Origin of the sequence: Dorea formicigenerans, assembly GCF_025150245.1 — a bacterium.
GTDB classification, from domain to species: Bacteria; Bacillota; Clostridia; order Lachnospirales; family Lachnospiraceae; genus Dorea; species Dorea formicigenerans.
Window position 1 is genome coordinate 2,011,728 of record NZ_CP102279.1, and the last position, 16,047, is coordinate 2,027,774.

The window sequence follows — 16,047 nt, forward strand, 5'->3', positions numbered from 1 at the left end:
TGAACCATTCGTCAAGCAAATGGTTTCCGTATCTGACGAATTCCTTACATTTTTATGTTCTTTTTTGGTAAAAACATTACAAATATTCCATATTTTATTGACTTTTTTATTGATACATGCTAATGTGATAAAGCATTCTTAGTTATTTTTAATTTTTAGGGAGGTACTATCAATGAAAGGTACAGTTAAATGGTTTAACAACCAAAAAGGTTACGGTTTTATTTCTGATGAGTCCGGAAACGATGTTTTCGTACACTACTCAGGACTGAACATGGAAGGATTCAAGTCTCTTGAGGAAGGACAGGAAGTAGAATTCGACGTTACTGAGGGAGCTAAAGGACCTCAGGCTGTTAACGTAACTAAGCTTTAATCATGAATGATTTAATCATATTTTAGATGATGTACCTTTTATAATATATAAAAAGCAACTTTTATAGCATTTTGATATTTAAAAGACATACACATGAAATGAGATTAAGACAGCAATGACGAGAAAAATACCAGGCCTTAGGCCTGGTATTTTTATTAAACCATAAAACATATATCTAAAAAATCTGGTATATATGTCTGTCCTACCTATACAGCAATATGAAATACGATTTCAGATACAATTGGCATCGTTACAACGGACAAGATTGTAGTCAGCGCCACGCCTTTTGCTGCCAGTTCATAATCCCCTCCATACTGCTGAGACAGCATTGCACACATGCTCGCTGCCGGTGTTGCCATCATGACCAGAAATACTTCGCAGATCAACCGATTATCTATTACCTGACATACAAGAAGCATTGCAGCAACAGGGACAGCCAGTAATTTAATTAATGCAAATTTCAACAGTTTTACATCTGTGAACAAATCTTTCAATTCCATTGCAGCGATAGAAATACCAATCACCAGCATACTAAGCGGACCTGTCAGATTACTGAGTCCTGCTGAGAGAGAACAGATCATTTTCGGAACCGGGATCTGCATAAAAAACAAAACAATCGAAATAATCCCACTTATGGTTCCTATATTTATAATTCTTTTCCAATTTCCCTTTTCACCACCCCCACAGAGCGTCTGGATTCCCCATGTATAGCAGAGAATATTGAACATGATAGAAAACGGAACTGCATAGATCAGTGCTCCATTTCCATATGCTGCAGCAATCACCGGAAAGCCCATAAATCCAATATTATTAAAGGTAGTCATCATTTTATATACACCAATGTCTGACTTTTGTACACCAATCAGTCTTGGCAGGATCTGCGCAAGAATTAAAAAAAACGCATAAAAACATATTGCAAGCAATACAGTTACATAAAAATCTTTTTTCGCGATCTGTTCCTCATTGTTCACCACTGCTGATATTGCCAACATTGGATTCGCAACATTTACTACAAGCCAGGATAATTTCTTTCCAAATTCCTGATCAAAATATTCCTTTTTACATGCTACATACCCAATCATCATATAGACGAACAAAATCCCCATCTGCTGTAATAATACCATCTTTCATTCCTTTCTATTTTCCTCGTCCTCTTTTCAAATCTAAGATCTATTATATCATGAGAAAAAAACACCTCTGCACTTTTTACGATGCAGAGGCGTCACTTAAAAGGCTCCTTTGAACCTTAGACCGCATGCTTAATACTTAAAAGCATCCACGAACATATACATTAGCGATTTGCCTGGTATGCCTCATCGGCTGTGTATACGTCAAATCCGCTTCCTTTTAAGATATCAATCACTCTCGCAGGATCATCACTCTTTAAAACGGCTGCAGCGTCTGCACCATTTGCAAATGCGTACATATATTCCACGTTGATCTCACCTTCCACGATCTGATGCATCGCTTTGCTCAGTGAACCGGTCGCATGAGGTACGCGAAGAGCCACGACATCTGTCAGCATAGCTGTGATCCCAGCGTCCTTAAGTGCAGCTTTTCCCTTGTGTGGGTCTGATACGATCATACGGAGCATTCCATAATCAGAAGTATCTGCCAGGCTTAATGCCACGATATTTACATCATTTTCAGCCAGTATCTTAAGCACAGTGTCCAAACGTCCCTCTCTGTTTTCCAAAAATACAGATAACTGCTGAATTGTATTACTGATTCCCATAATCCAATCCTCCTTCCTACATGTCACGATTGTCGATGACACGTTTTGCTTTACCTTCACTTCTTTGAATTGTTTTAGGCTCTACCAGTTTTACATTAACTGCTACACCAAGTGCCTGCTTCAAAGTTGCTGCTACACGGTTACGAAGTCCGTCCAGCTTACGGATCTCATCTGAGAAGTACTTCTCATCAACCTCTACCTCTACAGTCAATACGTCCAGATTGTTCTCACGGTCAACGATCATCATATAGTGTGGTGCAACTCCGCCACCCATTGACAGAAGTGCAGTCTCGACCTGAGTTGGGAATACATTCACACCACGGATGACTTTCATATCATCAGTACGTCCTGTAAATTTATGGATTCTCGGAAGTGTTCTTCCACACTCACATTTTGAATGATCAATACTTGTCAGGTCTTTTGTTCTGTAACGCAAAAGCGGCATACCTTCTTTTACAAGCGTTGTAAATACAAGCTCACCCGTCTCTCCATCTTTACATGGTGTATGATCTGTAGGATTTAAGACTTCCGGATAGAAATAATCCTCTTGCACATGCATACCTTTGTGATGAATGCAGTCAAGTGCAACACCCGGTCCTGTAATCTCACAAAGTCCATAAATATCAAAACTGTTGACATTAAGAAGTTCCTCAATCTTACGGCGCATCTCATCTGTCCAAGGCTCTGCTCCATTGATACCAACCTTTAACTGCAGACGATCAACCACTCCTGCCTCTTTTGCAGCCTCACCAAGATAAAGGGCATAAGATGGCGTACATGCAAATGCTGTGGCTCCAAAATCTTCCATACACATGAGCTGTCTCTTTGTATTACCTGCAGACATCGGGATTGCCATTGCGCCAAGCTTTCTGGCTCCGAAGTCAAGCCCGAGTCCACCTGTGAAAAGTCCATATCCGTAACAGATATGGATACGGTCTGCTGCATTAAGTCCTGCCATTGTAAGTCCTCTGGCAACACACTCTCCCCATACATCTACATCTTTTTCTGTATAAGAGGCCAGTGTCAGTTTCCCGGTCGTTCCTGATGTTCCCTGTACACGGACGATTTTCTCCTGCGGAACTGCCAGAAGTCCGAATGGATAATTGGCTCTTAAGTCTTCTTTTGTTGTAAATGGAAGCTTACCGATATCTTCGATTCCTTTGATATCTCCCGGCTCCACTCCCATATCATCCATTTTCTTGCGGTAAAATGCTACATTTTCATAAACATTCTTTACCTGGCGTACCAGACGCTCACTCTGAAGGGCAGTCATCTCATCGCGGCTCATACACTCAATCTTCGGGTCACGGATCTGTTCCTGCCAATCTTCCAATGCTACTCTTGCCATTGCTTTCTTGCCTCTCTTTTCTGATAGTATTATTATAATTGATATCCTACATCAAATGCTTTTTTATTGATGTCGATCGTCTTTGGAGGTACTGTTTTTTCAATTACTTCATACCACTGCTCTTTTGTAAAATCCATATGCTGTGCTGCGATTCCAAGCACGATTAAGTTAAATACCCTGGAATTTCCAAGCTTTTTCGCTTCTTCCGTTGCATTTACCGTATAGACTTTGTGATCTTTTTTCAGATTCTCCAAAATATTCTCCGGATATTCAGCCGCTCCGATCACAACCGGCATCGGGTCGATTCTCCAATCATTGACGATCAATGCACCGTCTTTTTTGAGAAAATGTGCATATCTTAAGGCTTCCAGCTTCTCAAATGCGATGATAACGTCTGCCTGTCCTTCCTCTACGATTGGCTCTGCTACCTTTTCACCGTAACGCACATATGTAACAACGCTTCCACCTCTCTGAGCCATTCCGTGCACCTCAGAAAGCTTAACATCATATCCTCCAGCAAGTGCCAGTCCTCCGAGAATACGGCTTGTAAGGAGTGTTCCCTGGCCGCCGACACCTACGATCATAATATTCTTAGTAGCCATTATTTGTCACCCTCCCTTACTAATTTGATAGCGTCAAATTTACACAGACTCTTGCAAAGTCCGCATCCGGTACACATGGTATCATCAATATGGATCGTCTTATCTTTATTTCTTGTCATAGCCGGACAGCCCGGTTTCATACACATACCACATTTCTTACATTTATCTGGTTCTTCTGCGTAAAGCGGTTTTTTCTTTTTACTCAAAAGTACACATGGTGTTTTTGTAATAATGACAGAAACTTCATCTTTTGCCACTTCTTCTTTGATGACTTTCTCCAGACGCTCAATGTCAAATGCGTTGACCTCGATGACATTTTTCACACCGATTGCGCGGCATAATGCCGGAATGTCAATGGCATAAGTCGGATCTCCCTGCAGTGTCTTACCAGTTGCAGCGTGATCCTGATGTCCTGTCATACCTGTCGTAGAGTTATCAAGTATCATCACTGTTCCGGTTGCCTTATTGTACATCATATTCATAAGAGAGTTCACACCTGTATGAAGGAATGTGGAATCTCCGATTACTGCTACCCAGTTCTTAATATATTCTTTGCCTTTTGCTTTCTCCATTCCATGAAGACTGGAAATACTTGCACCCATACAGATCGTTGTATCGACAACACTAAGTGGTGCCACTGCACCAAGTGTATAACAGCCGATGTCTCCTGCCGCATGCATTTTTAACTTATTCAGTACATAATACACGCTTCTGTGTGGACAGCCTGGACATAAGATTGGAGGTCTTCCAGGTGCGGCTGCCGGTGCATCAAGCTTTAATTCCTCCCCAAGAATTGCTTCTCTTAGCATATTCGCACTGTACTCGCCCTGAACCGTGAAGATTTCTTTTCCAGTTGCCTTGATTCCCCAGGATTTCACCTGTTCTTCAATAACCGGATCCAATTCTTCTACAATATAAAGCTTCTCTACTTTAGAAGCAAAATCTTCAATCAATTTTCTTGGAAGCGGATTCACCATTCCAAGCTTCAGTACGGAAGCATTCGGGAGTGCCTCTTTTACATACTGATATGGAATACCACTTGTGATCACACCAATCTTTGTATCGTTCATCTCTACACGGTTGATTGGGAGTGTATTGGCTGCCTCCGCAAGCTCCAGGTTGCGTTTCTCAATCTCCACATGGCGGAGTTTTGCATTTCCCGGCATCATAACTGTCTTGCGGATATTTTTTTCATATGGCTTATCCGGAATCTCTTCACGGTCACATAACTCTACCAGTCCCTGTGAATGTGCCAGTCTTGTCGTTGTGCGAAATACAAATGGACGATCAAACTTTTCACTCAGATCAAATGCAATCTTCATAAATTCTTTTGCCTCAGAACTGTCGGAAGGTTCCAGTACCGGAAGCTGTGCAGCTCTTGCGACCATTCTTGTATCCTGCTCATTCTGAGAGCTGTAAAGTCCCGGATCGTCTGCTACGACAATGACAAGTCCTCCATTGACTCCCATATAAGATACGGTATAAGCCGGGTCTGCTGCCACGTTAAATCCTACATGTTTCATACAGGACATAGCCCGGACACCTGCGACAGATGCTCCAATCGCAACTTCTGTTGCGACCTTCTCATTCGGAGACCATTCACAGTAAAGATCGTCTTTGTATTTGACCAGATTCTCGCTGATCTCAGTACTCGGTGTTCCAGGATATGCGGCAGATACTTTCACGCCCGCCTCATATGCTCCTCGGGCAATCGCCTCGTTACCGAGCATAATCACTTTTTTTGCTTCTGACATTTTCCTTATTCCTCCTTCGAATATCGGGGCACTTTTAGAGTGCGCTCTATAAACGTAATCTTGTTTACTATTCTAGCGTTTTTATATAGGAATGTCAATTTTACTAATCAGCTTTTTCACATCTTTTCCCCTTTTTCCGGCTTTTTCAAAAAGCTGGCACGCACAACTGCATCTTTGCCGAATTTTTTACGGATTTCATCCAGTGCCTGATCTAATTTTTCATGTTTCTGGCTATTTTCAAAGCTTTTGACTTCTTCAGAAATGTTTTCTCTGCTATGGAAATTCAGATCAAAGAGACTCAATTGTTGTGGTTCCCCCTCCTGCGACAGCTTGGAAGTCCGGATTCCGAGCAGGCGGATTGGTTTTCCATTCCACATTTCACAAAATAATTCCACTGCAGTCTGATAAATGACCTGATCACTTGCCGTCATTCTTTCAAGCTGTTTTTGATGTGAATTCACGGTAAAATCTGCATACTTGATTTCCACATTGACCACACCTGCATGATATCCGTGTTTTCTCAGACGTCCTCCCACACTTTGGGCTAGAGAAAGTAAGACTTTCTGCGCGTCTTCTTTTGTTGACACATCTTTGGATAAAGTAGTCGAATTTCCGACTCCTTTTACCTCAGCTTTTTCCGGTTCTACAATAGAGTCATCCATTCCATTGGCAAACTCCCACAGACGCCTTCCATGGCTTTTCAAATGCAATTCTATCAGCTTTGGATCAGCCTTTGCCAGATCACCAATCGTCTGAATCTCCAATTTTCTCAATGTCTCCACACTGGAATGCCCTGCCATAAAAAGATCTGAAATTGGAAGCGGCCACATTTTTTCCTGAATTTCTTTCCTGAAAAGTGTATGAACACGATCCGGCTTTTCAAAGTCCGATGCCATCTTCGCCAACACTTTCACGTCTGAGAGTCCGATATTAACTGTGAATCCAAACCGTTTTTTTACTTCGTCTTTGATCTCAAATGCAGCTTCCACAGGTGACGCAAATCGTCCTGAAATTCCCGTAAAATCCATGTAACATTCATCGACACTGACCTGCTCGATATCCGGAGTATAAGAACGCAAAAAAGCCATAAGCTCCCTGCTGTGCTTATGGTACATTTCATGATCCGGTGCTTCCATGTGAAGATTCGGACACTTACGAAAGGCATTCGCAACCGGTTCCCCGGTACGAATGCCATACTTCTTCGCCGGGACAGATTTTGCCAGCACAATACCGTGGCGGGATTTTTGATCCCCGCCAATAATGGCCGGTATTGTACGGATATCTGTCCTGGCTCCATTCTTTAGTTGTTCTACTGCTGTCCAGCTAAGATAAGCTGAATTTACATCTATATGAAAGATTATCACCGTTTATGACCTGCTCCTTGCGACCAGCTTGCCATTCTCCACATCAATCACAATTGTATCTCCGGTGCCGATATCTCCCTGAAGCATCAGTTTTGCAGCTAATGTCTCTACATTTTTCTGCAGATAACGTTTCAAAGGTCTTGCACCATAATTCGGATCATATCCTCCATCCACAATCATTTTCTTTGCTTCTTCTGTAAGCTTGATCTGAATTTCCCGATCAGCCAGACGTTTATTCACATCTGCTACCAGTAAATCAATAATGTCATAAATATTGTCTTTCGTCAATGGTTTGAACATAATCGTCTCGTCCAGACGGTTCAGGAACTCTGGGCGGAAATGTGCACGAAGATCATTCATAACCATAGTCTGGCTCTCCTCACTGATGTTGCCATGGTCATCCATGCCATCAAGCAGATACTGAGAACCAATATTGGAAGTCATAATAAGAATCGTGTTCTTAAAGTCTACCGTACGTCCCTGTGAATCCGTGATACGTCCATCATCCAATACTTGTAACAGGACATTGAACACATCCGGGTGGGCTTTCTCAATCTCATCAAAAAGTACAACGGAGTAAGGTTTTCTTCTGACTGCCTCAGTAAGCTGACCACCTTCATCATATCCTACATATCCCGGAGGAGCTCCGATCAGTCTGGATACGGAGTATTTCTCCATGTACTCACTCATATCAATACGCACCATATTATTCTCATCATCAAACAGACTTGCTGCCAGTGCTTTTGCAAGCTCGGTCTTACCAACTCCGGTAGGTCCAAGGAAAAGGAATGAACCAATCGGTTTTGTCGGATCTTTGATTCCGGCTTTAGAACGAATGATTGCCTCTGTCACAAGTTCAACACCTTCATCCTGACCAATGACTCTCTTGTGAAGTTCATCTGCCAGATGCAATGTCTTATTACGTTCGCTCTCATTCAGCTTTGCAACCGGAATTCCAGTCCACCGTGACACAATACGGGCAATCTCCTCATCTGTAACACTTTCATGTACCAGTGAAAGATCTTCATCTTTGACTTTTTCTTCCTCCTGCTCTAACTGCTTCTGCAATTGTGGCAATTTACCATATTGCAATTCAGCTGCTTTATCAAGATCATAAGAATGCTGTGCTTTTTCAATGTCTTTATTTACCTGCTCAATCTCTTCACGAAGTCTCTGAACTCTCTCAACTCCTACTTTTTCATTATCCCACTGAGCTTTCTTGCCTGCAAATTCTGCACGCAGTTCTGCCAGTTCTTGTTGCAGATGCTCCAAACGTTCTTTACTAAGTCGGTCTTCTTCTTTCTTTAAAGCAGTCTCTTCAATCTCTAACTGCATAATCTTACGGTTCAACTCATCCAGCTCCGTCGGCATAGAGTCCAGCTCTGTCTTAATCAGTGCACATGCCTCGTCAACCAGATCGATTGCTTTATCCGGAAGGAAACGGTCGGAAATGTAACGGTCTGACAACGTTGCTGCCGCTACCAATGCGCCGTCTGTAATCTTAACACCATGGAATACTTCATACCGCTCTTTCAGTCCACGAAGGATAGAAATTGCATCTTCTACAGTTGGTTCTTCTACCATAACCGGCTGGAAACGACGTTCCAGTGCCGCATCTTTTTCAATGTACTGTCGATACTCATCCAGTGTTGTTGCACCGATACAGTGAAGTTCTCCTCTTGCAAGCATGGGCTTTAACATATTGCCTGCATCCATAGCACCATCTGTCTTACCGGCGCCGACAATCGTATGCAACTCATCAATAAAGAGGATAATCTTACCGTCACTGTTCTTCACTTCCTCAAGCACTGCTTTCAGACGTTCCTCAAATTCACCACGATACTTGGCTCCTGCTACCAGTGCTCCCATATCCAGTGAAAATATCGTCTTATCTTTCAGTCCTTCCGGCACATCACCACGCACAATACGCTGTGCAAGTCCTTCTACAACTGCTGTCTTACCAACACCAGGTTCACCGATCAGAACCGGATTGTTCTTCGTCTTACGGGACAAGATACGGATAACATTCCGAATTTCAGAATCACGACCAATGACTGGATCCAGTTTCTGCTCTCTTGCACGCTCCACAAGATCTGATCCATATTTGTTCAAGGTATCATAAGTAGCTTCCGGATTATCACTGGTCACTCGCTGATTACCCCTGACACTGGAAAGTGCCTGTAAAAATCCATCTCGACTGATTCCAAGCTCCCTTAGGATACTCTTCATCTCTTTACCAGCATACTTTATCATAGCAAGAAACAGATGCTCTACTGATACATACTCATCGCCCATCTGCCTTGCTTCATCTTCCGCATGTACAAGAACATTGTTCAGTGCCTGTCCGACATACTGCTGACCTCCCTGCACTTTCGGAAGTTTTCTTAAGGACTCTTCCACACGGTTAATGACCATGTTCTTATCCAGTCCCATCTTTTCCATTAACTTTGCGATCAGGCTGTCATCCTGTGTAAGAAGTGCATATAGCAAATGTTCCTGCGCAAGCTCCTGATTACCATAATCCATAGCGATCTTCTCACAATTCTGAACTGCCTGTAATGAATTCTGTGTAAACTTATTTATGTTCATAGAGACAACCTCCTTTGTTTATCTGTTCTATTTACGATATAACAATATCACAGGTTGTTAGCACAGTCAAGAGGTGAGTGCTAATTTTCCATAAAAAATTTGTGAACGCTGCGAGCCATGCAAAATGGTGAAAATAAACGCCCTGCAAGTTTACTTGCAAAGGCGTCTATTTTCGCTATTTTATAGGGCGACAACCCGACAGCGAGGGAATTCTTTCCCGAGCTGTGCATAGCGTAACATTCTCTTTCGCACTCGATTTTCTTGATTTGACCACATTTTTACGACAAATCTTTTGGAAAATATATTCGTCTGATTTTCTTACCACATTTTACGACAACGGCTTCTGTTTTATATCACAGCAGGTACGGTTTCTGGCAGGTTCATTTTAGACATCTCGTTCTCCACATGAGACTTCTCTGCAATATGATTGTAGACATTCATTGTGATCTGTGCATCTGAATGTTCTTCGCTCTGCTACGGTCGGTGCTAAACGGATCTCCACCGGACATCCAACGCTCCATCACATACTGCATAACTTTGGGATTGACATTGTTCTCACCCAGTCTGGTACATCCCGTATGACGAAGGGTATGCGGTGAACTAGGAGGCATCAGGTTCAGCTCTCTCTGTTTACGGAACGCAGCATATACCATCCGTGTCATAGGAATGTCTCTGATTCCTGCATCATTGGAAGATGAGGCTTATACACATTACTCTGCTCCACAAACTTCAGAAGTTTTTCCTGCTGTTCCAGCGTCAGTGCTTCTTTCTCCTTTGCCGGAGTCCCATAATCTCCTAGTGTGCCAGTCCTTCATCTGACAATGTGGAAAAGAACATCCTTACGTGAGATGTCTTAAAATCCACAACATGAATGTTTCCCAAAGTATTTCGTATCCGGTAGTCCCACATACGGATATAATTCTTTTTCATTTCTCTTTCCTTTTCAAACCAGCCCTGCCTTGTGGCAGAAGCTCCGACTCGTAACAACTAAATTGACACAATCAGCTTAATCTGCGAATCAGTTTCAGGATTCTGTCTGCACAAAGACGGATTTTGTCGTTTCAATCAATACGCTACATTCTTCCATCGTAATTCAGTCCTTTCTTTTTAATTTTGAATATGAAAAAAGCAGTCGATCATAAATGAAAGACTGCTTTAAATCATATTCTTTATTACTTTGTATGGAGATTTAACTGATTGTCTATGTCCCGTCCGGCATACATTACTCTAAGTATTGTTACAACTTTTTTATCGTTGTCTGGAATATAAAGTACCACATAATTATCTACTGGCAATACACGAAGCCCACGGCTTTTCCACGGTTCTTTTTCATATTTTCGATAACGCTCTGGCATCGTATCCAAACTTAATATCTGTTCTTCCAGACGGTCAAGCTGTCCGATTGCATTTTCCGGCGATTGTAATTCAAAAGCAATATATTCAAAAATCCCTCTCAAATCACTGTCAGCCTGTTCGGATACTTCTACTTCATATATCATAAGCCATAATCCTTGCGAATGTCAGCAAAGGCTTTCTTCGCATTTTTTGTCCGTCCAGCCTGCATATCCGCATATCCTTTCTCCAATTCTTCATTGAACTCTGCTTCTGATAATGTGCTGATATCAACAGGTCTGGCAGATGGTATTTTTACTTCAAACGGAAGTCCTCTCTGTAAGATAATCTGTTTATAAAACATATTGATAGCACTGGAAGCAGGGATACCAAGTGTAGACAGGATACTTTCTGCTTTTTCTTTGACATCTGGTTCAATCCTTGCATATAAATTTGCTGATTTTGTAGCCATATAAAACATCTCCTTTCGTGAGTAGTGTTTCCATCTATCTTTATTATATGCAAATGTCCGCACAATAGCAATACTAATTTTGCGCTCCAATAATCTTATTGAATAACTGTAACAATACGTCTTTTACACCGGACGCATTGAATACAAGACCAACGGCTACCTTTCTTAACTCCAGTCACATTTGTTTTCCTGACAGCATTGGAAAAGAGCCCTAGCCTTTGCAGGAAGATTGTCTGCATTGTAGTATCCGTCATAATAATTCCATCAAATGAGTGAAAGTCCCTGCTCTTTGGCAAAGTATTCGATAACACGGCTATATTTTTTCTGAAGCCGTTGCTATTTGTAGAGAATCACTCTTGTCTCGTATGGCTGCAAAATTCCTTCTACATGGTTTTTGTAGTTTGTGATCAGCTCTTCGCCTTTGTTTTCTTCGAACAGTTCGCATGGAACTTCCTTATTTGTAAAGTTGCATGCTACCACCAGTTTTTCGTTTCCAAGCGTTCTCTCATATGCATAGATATCATCATTATCTTCCAGCAGTCCGTGGAATACTCCTTCCACGATCACTTCATACTGGTGACGCAGCCGGATCAGTTTCTGATAGTAGTAGAATACACTATCCTTGTCTTCCAGTGCTGCTTTTGCATTAATCTGTGTATAATTTTTATTTACACTGATCCAGGGGGTTCCCGTAGTAAATCCTGCATTTGCGCTGTCATCCCACTGCATTGGTGTTCTGGCATTGTCACGGCTGATCATCTTCAGGCAGTTCAACATTTCTTCTTCTGTCATCAGCCCGCTTTCTGTATACTCTTTGTATGCATTGATCGATTCGATGTCTCTGTAATCACTGATCGATTTGAAATATGCATTTGTCATACCTATTTCTTCTCCCTGATAAATATATGGAGATCCTTTTAACATATGCAGACAAGTTGCAATCATCTTTGCAGATATGTCCCGGTACATCGGACTGTCATCACCAAATCGGGATACCGCACGGGGCTGATCGTGATTATCCCAATACAGACTGTTCCATGCTTTTCCTTCCAGTTTGGTCTGCCATTTGTTCATGACAGCACGCACTTTTTTCATCTCCGGTTTTCTGGTTGTCCATTTACCATATTTGCCGTCTGTGGTTCCCATATGTTCAAACTGAAACACCATGTTCAGTTCGCTTCCATCCAGATTCGCATATTTCTTTGCTTCTTCCGTTGTAACACCCGGCGTTTCACCAACAGTGATCAGATCAAATCTGGAAAGTACACGTTTGTTCATTTCCTGCAGATATTCATGTACATGGGGACCGTTACATACATATGGAGACATATCACCATGCAGACCATCCCTGATTTCTCCGTCCGGATATGCAGGGTCTTTGGAAATCATACTGATAACATCCATGCGGAATCCGTCTACTCCCTTTTCACACCACCAGGTCATCATGTGAAATACTTCGTCACGTACTGCCGGGTTCTCCCAATTAAGATCCGGCTGTTTTTTGGAGAAACAATGCAGATAATACATGCCGGTTGTCTCATCAAACTGCCATGCGGAACCACCAAAACATGCTCCCCAGTTTGTTGGCTCTTTGCCGTCTTTCGGATCTTTCCAGATATAATAATCGCGGTATGGATTATCTTTCGATTTTTTACTTTCCAGGAACCATCTGTGCTCATCGGAACTGTGATTTACTACCAGATCCATCACCAGTTTGATACCACGTTTATGCATCTCTGTGATCATTCGGTCAAAATCTTCCATTGTTCCGAAATCAGTCATGATATCCTGATAATCAGAAATATCATATCCATTATCATCGTTCGGTGATTTATAAATCGGGGACAGCCAGATTACATCCACACCCAGTTCCTTCAGATAATCCAGATGTTCCGTAATACCGTTTAGATCACCGATACCGTCTCCGTTACTATCCGCAAAACTTCTTGGATAGATTTGATAAATCACACTGCTTTTCCACCATGCCTTACTCATCTTAGTTCCTTCCTCTCTTATGCTCAATTTTCTTGTTGCCTTATAATTTCTGCTAATATCGACAGCAGCTTATCAACCTGGATCGGCTTTGCGATATGCCCATTCATTCCGACATTCAACTATACCTTTCTTCGTAATGCATTTCGTACCGCACTTCTTGATCTTATGGAAAAGGAACTTGGTGTTTCCTTCAAGAAAGTGAAAGCGCGTTGTTACCAGGAACACAAACATGGCTTCTATGTCTATGCCAAACCCAACAAATGCAACCCTAAAATCGTCACCAAATACATTGGTCGTTATCTTGGTCGTCCAGTCATCGCAACCTCACGTATCGATCATTACGATGGTGAAACTGTCACCTTTCACTATAACCGGCACGAAGACAACCGGCTTATTACCGAATCTGTTCCTGTTATGCAATTCATTCAGCGGTTGATCCAACACATCCCTGAAAAACATTTCAAGCAGATCCGATACTATGGTCTATATGCTGGAAATCATAAAAATGATTCCAAACTAAATCTTGCCATTGCAAAAGAAAAACGAAAGATATTTCTTTCCTTCAACCGCTGGCGCGACTGTATTTTACATTCCTTCGGATATGATCCTCTTAAATGTCCATGCTGCGGTGAGACCATGACTTTTCTTGACCGTTATTATAATCATCAGCATATTTCTCTGAATGAAATGTACGAAAGGACAATGCACAGATTTCATGCACACTCATCTGCCTGACCACTGTTCATGTTTCTCCGTCTGTGATAGAATAATTTAAAGATCGGAGGCACAAAACTATGTCAAAACATTCAGATGAAATCAGAAATAAATATATAAAAAATCCACCAGAAGGCATGACCGCTGATGACATCCGTCACATGAGTGAGGATGATTTGCTTGATATGGATTACTTTTTAAACGAAGACGATGTGTTTGATGAAGATTTTCCCGGTACTGAAGGTTTTTATATCTTCTAAAAACTTATCGTTTATTTGCTATGCCCGCCTCTGTGCGGGCTACTTTTATATCAAGAGTTCTCCAAAGGAGAACTTTCCTAAAGAAAACAATATTTTCCAATCCTCCAAACGCTCCGGAAACGGCATAGGAATCGAATCTGTCCGCCACATTACCGCCAAAAACGGCGGTGCCTGTGACTTTACCTATGAAGATGGTATTTTTTCTGCCAAAATAATGCTCCGGGTATAATCAGTAACTGATTATACCCAGCAGATTCTGAATTTCATCTCTGGTTGGCATTACACGCAGTGCCCCTTTTCTTGTTGTGATCACAGATGCTGCCGCATTTGCAAAAGTCAGCATTTCCTTCAGATTTTCTTCCTCTAAACCTTCCATTCCGTGTTCGCAGATATAATGTAATACACAACCACAGAATGTATCTCCTGCTCCTGTCGTCTCAATTGTATTTTTCTGAAGGAATGGTTTTGCTTCTACCATCATTCCGTTATAGTATGCACGACTTCCTTCTTTACCCATAGATACAAGAATCAGCGGAATCTGATATCTTTCTCTGATCCAGTTTACCCCCGCAGTATAGTCTTCTTCTCCTGTCAACCACTGAATTTCGTTATCTGAGATTTTCAGGATATGACAATGCTTAAGGCCATATAATACCTGTTCCTTCGCCTCATCCAAAGAATTCCAAAGTGGTGGTCGTAAATTCGGATCGAAAGAAATAACTGCACCGGATTCTTCTGCAATACGGATTGCTTCTTTTGTTGCTTCGCGCACTTCTTCATGAGTCATAGACAATGTTCCGAAATGGAAGATTTTCGTTTCTTTAATAATGTCTTCACAAATTTCTTCTTTGTTCAGCATCATATCCGCTCCCGGGTTACGATAAAACGAAAAATCTCTGTCTCCATCCGGATAAGTATGTACCATAGCAAGTGTCGTATGGATTTCCTTATCTGTACATAATCCATCTGCATCAATCCCTACTTCTGTTATCGCATCTCTCAGCTGTTCTCCGAAAAAATCTTCCCCTACTTTTCCGATAAATGCCGTCTTATGTCCGAGTTTCGTCAGCATTGCAAGTACATTGCATGGCGCTCCTCCCGGATTTGCCTCAAAAAGCGGATTTCCCTGATTACTTTTTCTGTTTTCTGTAAAATCAATCAATAATTCTCCAAGTGCCACTACATCATATTTTTTCATTTTCTTCTCCATTCTGCTGCCAAAGCGGCAACATTTTTTCTATTCTCAACAGATTTCTATTTTTTCACGCACCATCTGTACTGATAAGGATTCATCCATACCGAATTCATTTCCAGTTTTTCTCCTGTAAATACTTCTACTGCGCACCTCTGCAAGTCTACACTCCGTTTCGGTCGGCGCAAAACCATTGTCCACCGGACAATGTGCGCCCTGCCGGAGGCTATATCAGCTGATATTTCACTGAACATTACTTTTAAATTTGCCCCTGTGCTATAAATATCCGAATTATATGCAAATCAGGACTGTCGTACTAA

16 protein-coding genes and 1 pseudogene are annotated in these 16,047 nt (G+C 41.8%); 4 read left to right on the forward strand and 13 right to left on the reverse strand.

Annotated features, from left to right (window positions below; genetic code table 11):
• Positions 1–172 precede the first annotated feature (172 nt).
• Positions 173–370 carry a cold-shock protein gene (locus NQ560_RS09895; protein ID WP_005333869.1) on the forward strand — a complete coding sequence of 66 codons (198 nt, stop codon included), beginning with the start codon at positions 173–175 and terminating at the stop codon, positions 368–370.
• 206 nt (positions 371–576) lie between these two features.
• Here the strand turns inward: NQ560_RS09895 and NQ560_RS09900 are convergent, their stop codons facing one another.
• The 12 genes from NQ560_RS09900 to NQ560_RS09955 all read right to left on the reverse strand — a co-directional run bounded on the left by NQ560_RS09900 (position 577) and on the right by NQ560_RS09955 (position 13,561).
• Positions 577–1,494, reverse strand: coding sequence for an AEC family transporter (locus NQ560_RS09900; RefSeq protein ID WP_005333873.1), 918 nt, complete (start codon positions 1,492–1,494; stop codon positions 577–579).
• A 167-nt stretch (positions 1,495–1,661) separates the two neighbouring features.
• Entirely contained in the window at positions 1,662–2,105 is a 444-nt protein-coding gene (locus NQ560_RS09905) for an ACT domain protein (RefSeq protein WP_022279028.1), read from the reverse strand.
• Positions 2,106–2,121: 16 nt separating this feature from the next.
• Positions 2,122–3,453: a phenylacetate--CoA ligase family protein gene (locus NQ560_RS09910; RefSeq protein ID WP_005333877.1), complete on the reverse strand. Its 1,332-nt coding sequence runs from the start codon at positions 3,451–3,453 to the stop codon at positions 2,122–2,124.
• A gap of 32 nt (positions 3,454–3,485) precedes the next feature.
• Positions 3,486–4,055 carry an indolepyruvate oxidoreductase subunit beta gene (locus tag NQ560_RS09915; RefSeq protein WP_005333879.1) on the reverse strand — a complete coding sequence of 190 codons (570 nt, stop codon included), beginning with the start codon at positions 4,053–4,055 and terminating at the stop codon, positions 3,486–3,488.
• Positions 4,055–5,809, reverse strand: coding sequence for an indolepyruvate ferredoxin oxidoreductase subunit alpha (gene iorA / locus NQ560_RS09920; protein WP_005333881.1), 1,755 nt, complete (start codon positions 5,807–5,809; stop codon positions 4,055–4,057). The genes NQ560_RS09915 and iorA overlap by 1 nt, the downstream gene beginning before the upstream one ends.
• A gap of 116 nt (positions 5,810–5,925) precedes the next feature.
• Positions 5,926–7,173, reverse strand: coding sequence for a DNA polymerase Y family protein (locus NQ560_RS09925; RefSeq protein ID WP_005333883.1), 1,248 nt, complete (start codon positions 7,171–7,173; stop codon positions 5,926–5,928).
• Positions 7,174–7,176: 3 nt separating this feature from the next.
• Positions 7,177–9,762, reverse strand: a complete 2,586-nt coding sequence (clpB, locus tag NQ560_RS09930) for an ATP-dependent chaperone ClpB (RefSeq protein WP_005333884.1) — start codon at positions 9,760–9,762, stop codon at positions 7,177–7,179.
• A gap of 437 nt (positions 9,763–10,199) precedes the next feature.
• Positions 10,200–10,424, reverse strand: a complete 225-nt coding sequence (locus NQ560_RS09935) for a site-specific integrase (RefSeq protein WP_005333887.1) — start codon at positions 10,422–10,424, stop codon at positions 10,200–10,202.
• Positions 10,425–10,557: 133 nt separating this feature from the next.
• Positions 10,558–10,692, reverse strand: a complete 135-nt coding sequence (locus NQ560_RS09940; RefSeq protein ID WP_255642446.1) for a hypothetical protein — start codon at positions 10,690–10,692, stop codon at positions 10,558–10,560.
• Between the two features lie 242 nt (positions 10,693–10,934).
• Positions 10,935–11,261 (reverse strand): type II toxin-antitoxin system RelE/ParE family toxin, encoded by a 327-nt coding sequence (locus tag NQ560_RS09945; RefSeq protein ID WP_005333891.1) that lies wholly within the window; start codon positions 11,259–11,261, stop codon positions 10,935–10,937.
• Positions 11,258–11,566, reverse strand: coding sequence for a type II toxin-antitoxin system RelB/DinJ family antitoxin (locus NQ560_RS09950; protein WP_028087852.1), 309 nt, complete (start codon positions 11,564–11,566; stop codon positions 11,258–11,260). Before NQ560_RS09950 ends, NQ560_RS09945 begins: the two co-directional genes overlap by 4 nt.
• Positions 11,567–11,902: 336 nt before the next feature.
• Positions 11,903–13,561 carry a glycoside hydrolase family 13 protein gene (locus NQ560_RS09955; RefSeq protein ID WP_005333902.1) on the reverse strand — a complete coding sequence of 553 codons (1,659 nt, stop codon included), beginning with the start codon at positions 13,559–13,561 and terminating at the stop codon, positions 11,903–11,905.
• Positions 13,562–13,675: 114 nt separating this feature from the next.
• On the opposite strand from NQ560_RS09955, the pseudogene NQ560_RS09960 reads away from it, so the two are divergent.
• The 3 genes and pseudogenes from NQ560_RS09960 to NQ560_RS15775 form a co-directional block, all read left to right on the forward strand.
• Positions 13,676–14,296 (forward strand): annotated as a pseudogene (locus tag NQ560_RS09960) (IS91 family transposase); the annotation flags it as partial.
• Positions 14,297–14,355: 59 nt separating this feature from the next.
• Positions 14,356–14,535 carry a hypothetical protein gene (locus NQ560_RS09965; RefSeq protein WP_005333905.1) on the forward strand — a complete coding sequence of 60 codons (180 nt, stop codon included), beginning with the start codon at positions 14,356–14,358 and terminating at the stop codon, positions 14,533–14,535.
• Positions 14,495–14,764, forward strand: coding sequence for a GHKL domain-containing protein (locus NQ560_RS15775; protein WP_227087245.1), 270 nt, complete (start codon positions 14,495–14,497; stop codon positions 14,762–14,764). Before NQ560_RS09965 ends, NQ560_RS15775 begins: the two co-directional genes overlap by 41 nt.
• Here the strand turns inward: NQ560_RS15775 and NQ560_RS09975 are convergent, their stop codons facing one another.
• Entirely contained in the window at positions 14,765–15,733 is a 969-nt protein-coding gene (locus NQ560_RS09975; RefSeq protein WP_040015550.1) for a carbohydrate kinase family protein, read from the reverse strand.
• Positions 15,734–16,047: the final 314 nt, after the last annotated feature.

What these genes read in the sequence shown, in the direction of transcription:
- NQ560_RS09940 (WP_255642446.1), bottom strand. Translation starts at nt 10,692, where the DNA reads ATGAAAAAGAATTATATCCGTATGTGGGACTACCGGATACGAAATACT.
- NQ560_RS09905 (WP_022279028.1), bottom strand. Translation starts at nt 2,105, where the DNA reads ATGGGAATCAGTAATACAATTCAGCAGTTATCTGTATTTTTGGAAAAC.
- NQ560_RS09965 (WP_005333905.1), top strand. Translation starts at nt 14,356, where the DNA reads ATGTCAAAACATTCAGATGAAATCAGAAATAAATATATAAAAAATCCA.
- NQ560_RS09950 (WP_028087852.1), bottom strand. Translation starts at nt 11,566, where the DNA reads ATGGCTACAAAATCAGCAAATTTATATGCAAGGATTGAACCAGATGTC.
- NQ560_RS15775 (WP_227087245.1), top strand. Translation starts at nt 14,495, where the DNA reads ATGAAGATTTTCCCGGTACTGAAGGTTTTTATATCTTCTAAAAACTTA.
- iorA (WP_005333881.1), bottom strand. Translation starts at nt 5,809, where the DNA reads ATGTCAGAAGCAAAAAAAGTGATTATGCTCGGTAACGAGGCGATTGCC.
- NQ560_RS09915 (WP_005333879.1), bottom strand. Translation starts at nt 4,055, where the DNA reads ATGGCTACTAAGAATATTATGATCGTAGGTGTCGGCGGCCAGGGAACA.
- NQ560_RS09895 (WP_005333869.1), top strand. Translation starts at nt 173, where the DNA reads ATGAAAGGTACAGTTAAATGGTTTAACAACCAAAAAGGTTACGGTTTT.
- NQ560_RS09945 (WP_005333891.1), bottom strand. Translation starts at nt 11,261, where the DNA reads ATGATATATGAAGTAGAAGTATCCGAACAGGCTGACAGTGATTTGAGA.
- NQ560_RS09975 (WP_040015550.1), bottom strand. Translation starts at nt 15,733, where the DNA reads ATGAAAAAATATGATGTAGTGGCACTTGGAGAATTATTGATTGATTTT.
- NQ560_RS09910 (WP_005333877.1), bottom strand. Translation starts at nt 3,453, where the DNA reads ATGGCAAGAGTAGCATTGGAAGATTGGCAGGAACAGATCCGTGACCCG.
- NQ560_RS09935 (WP_005333887.1), bottom strand. Translation starts at nt 10,424, where the DNA reads ATGACACGGATGGTATATGCTGCGTTCCGTAAACAGAGAGAGCTGAAC.
- NQ560_RS09900 (WP_005333873.1), bottom strand. Translation starts at nt 1,494, where the DNA reads ATGGTATTATTACAGCAGATGGGGATTTTGTTCGTCTATATGATGATT.
- clpB (WP_005333884.1), bottom strand. Translation starts at nt 9,762, where the DNA reads ATGAACATAAATAAGTTTACACAGAATTCATTACAGGCAGTTCAGAAT.
- NQ560_RS09955 (WP_005333902.1), bottom strand. Translation starts at nt 13,561, where the DNA reads ATGAGTAAGGCATGGTGGAAAAGCAGTGTGATTTATCAAATCTATCCA.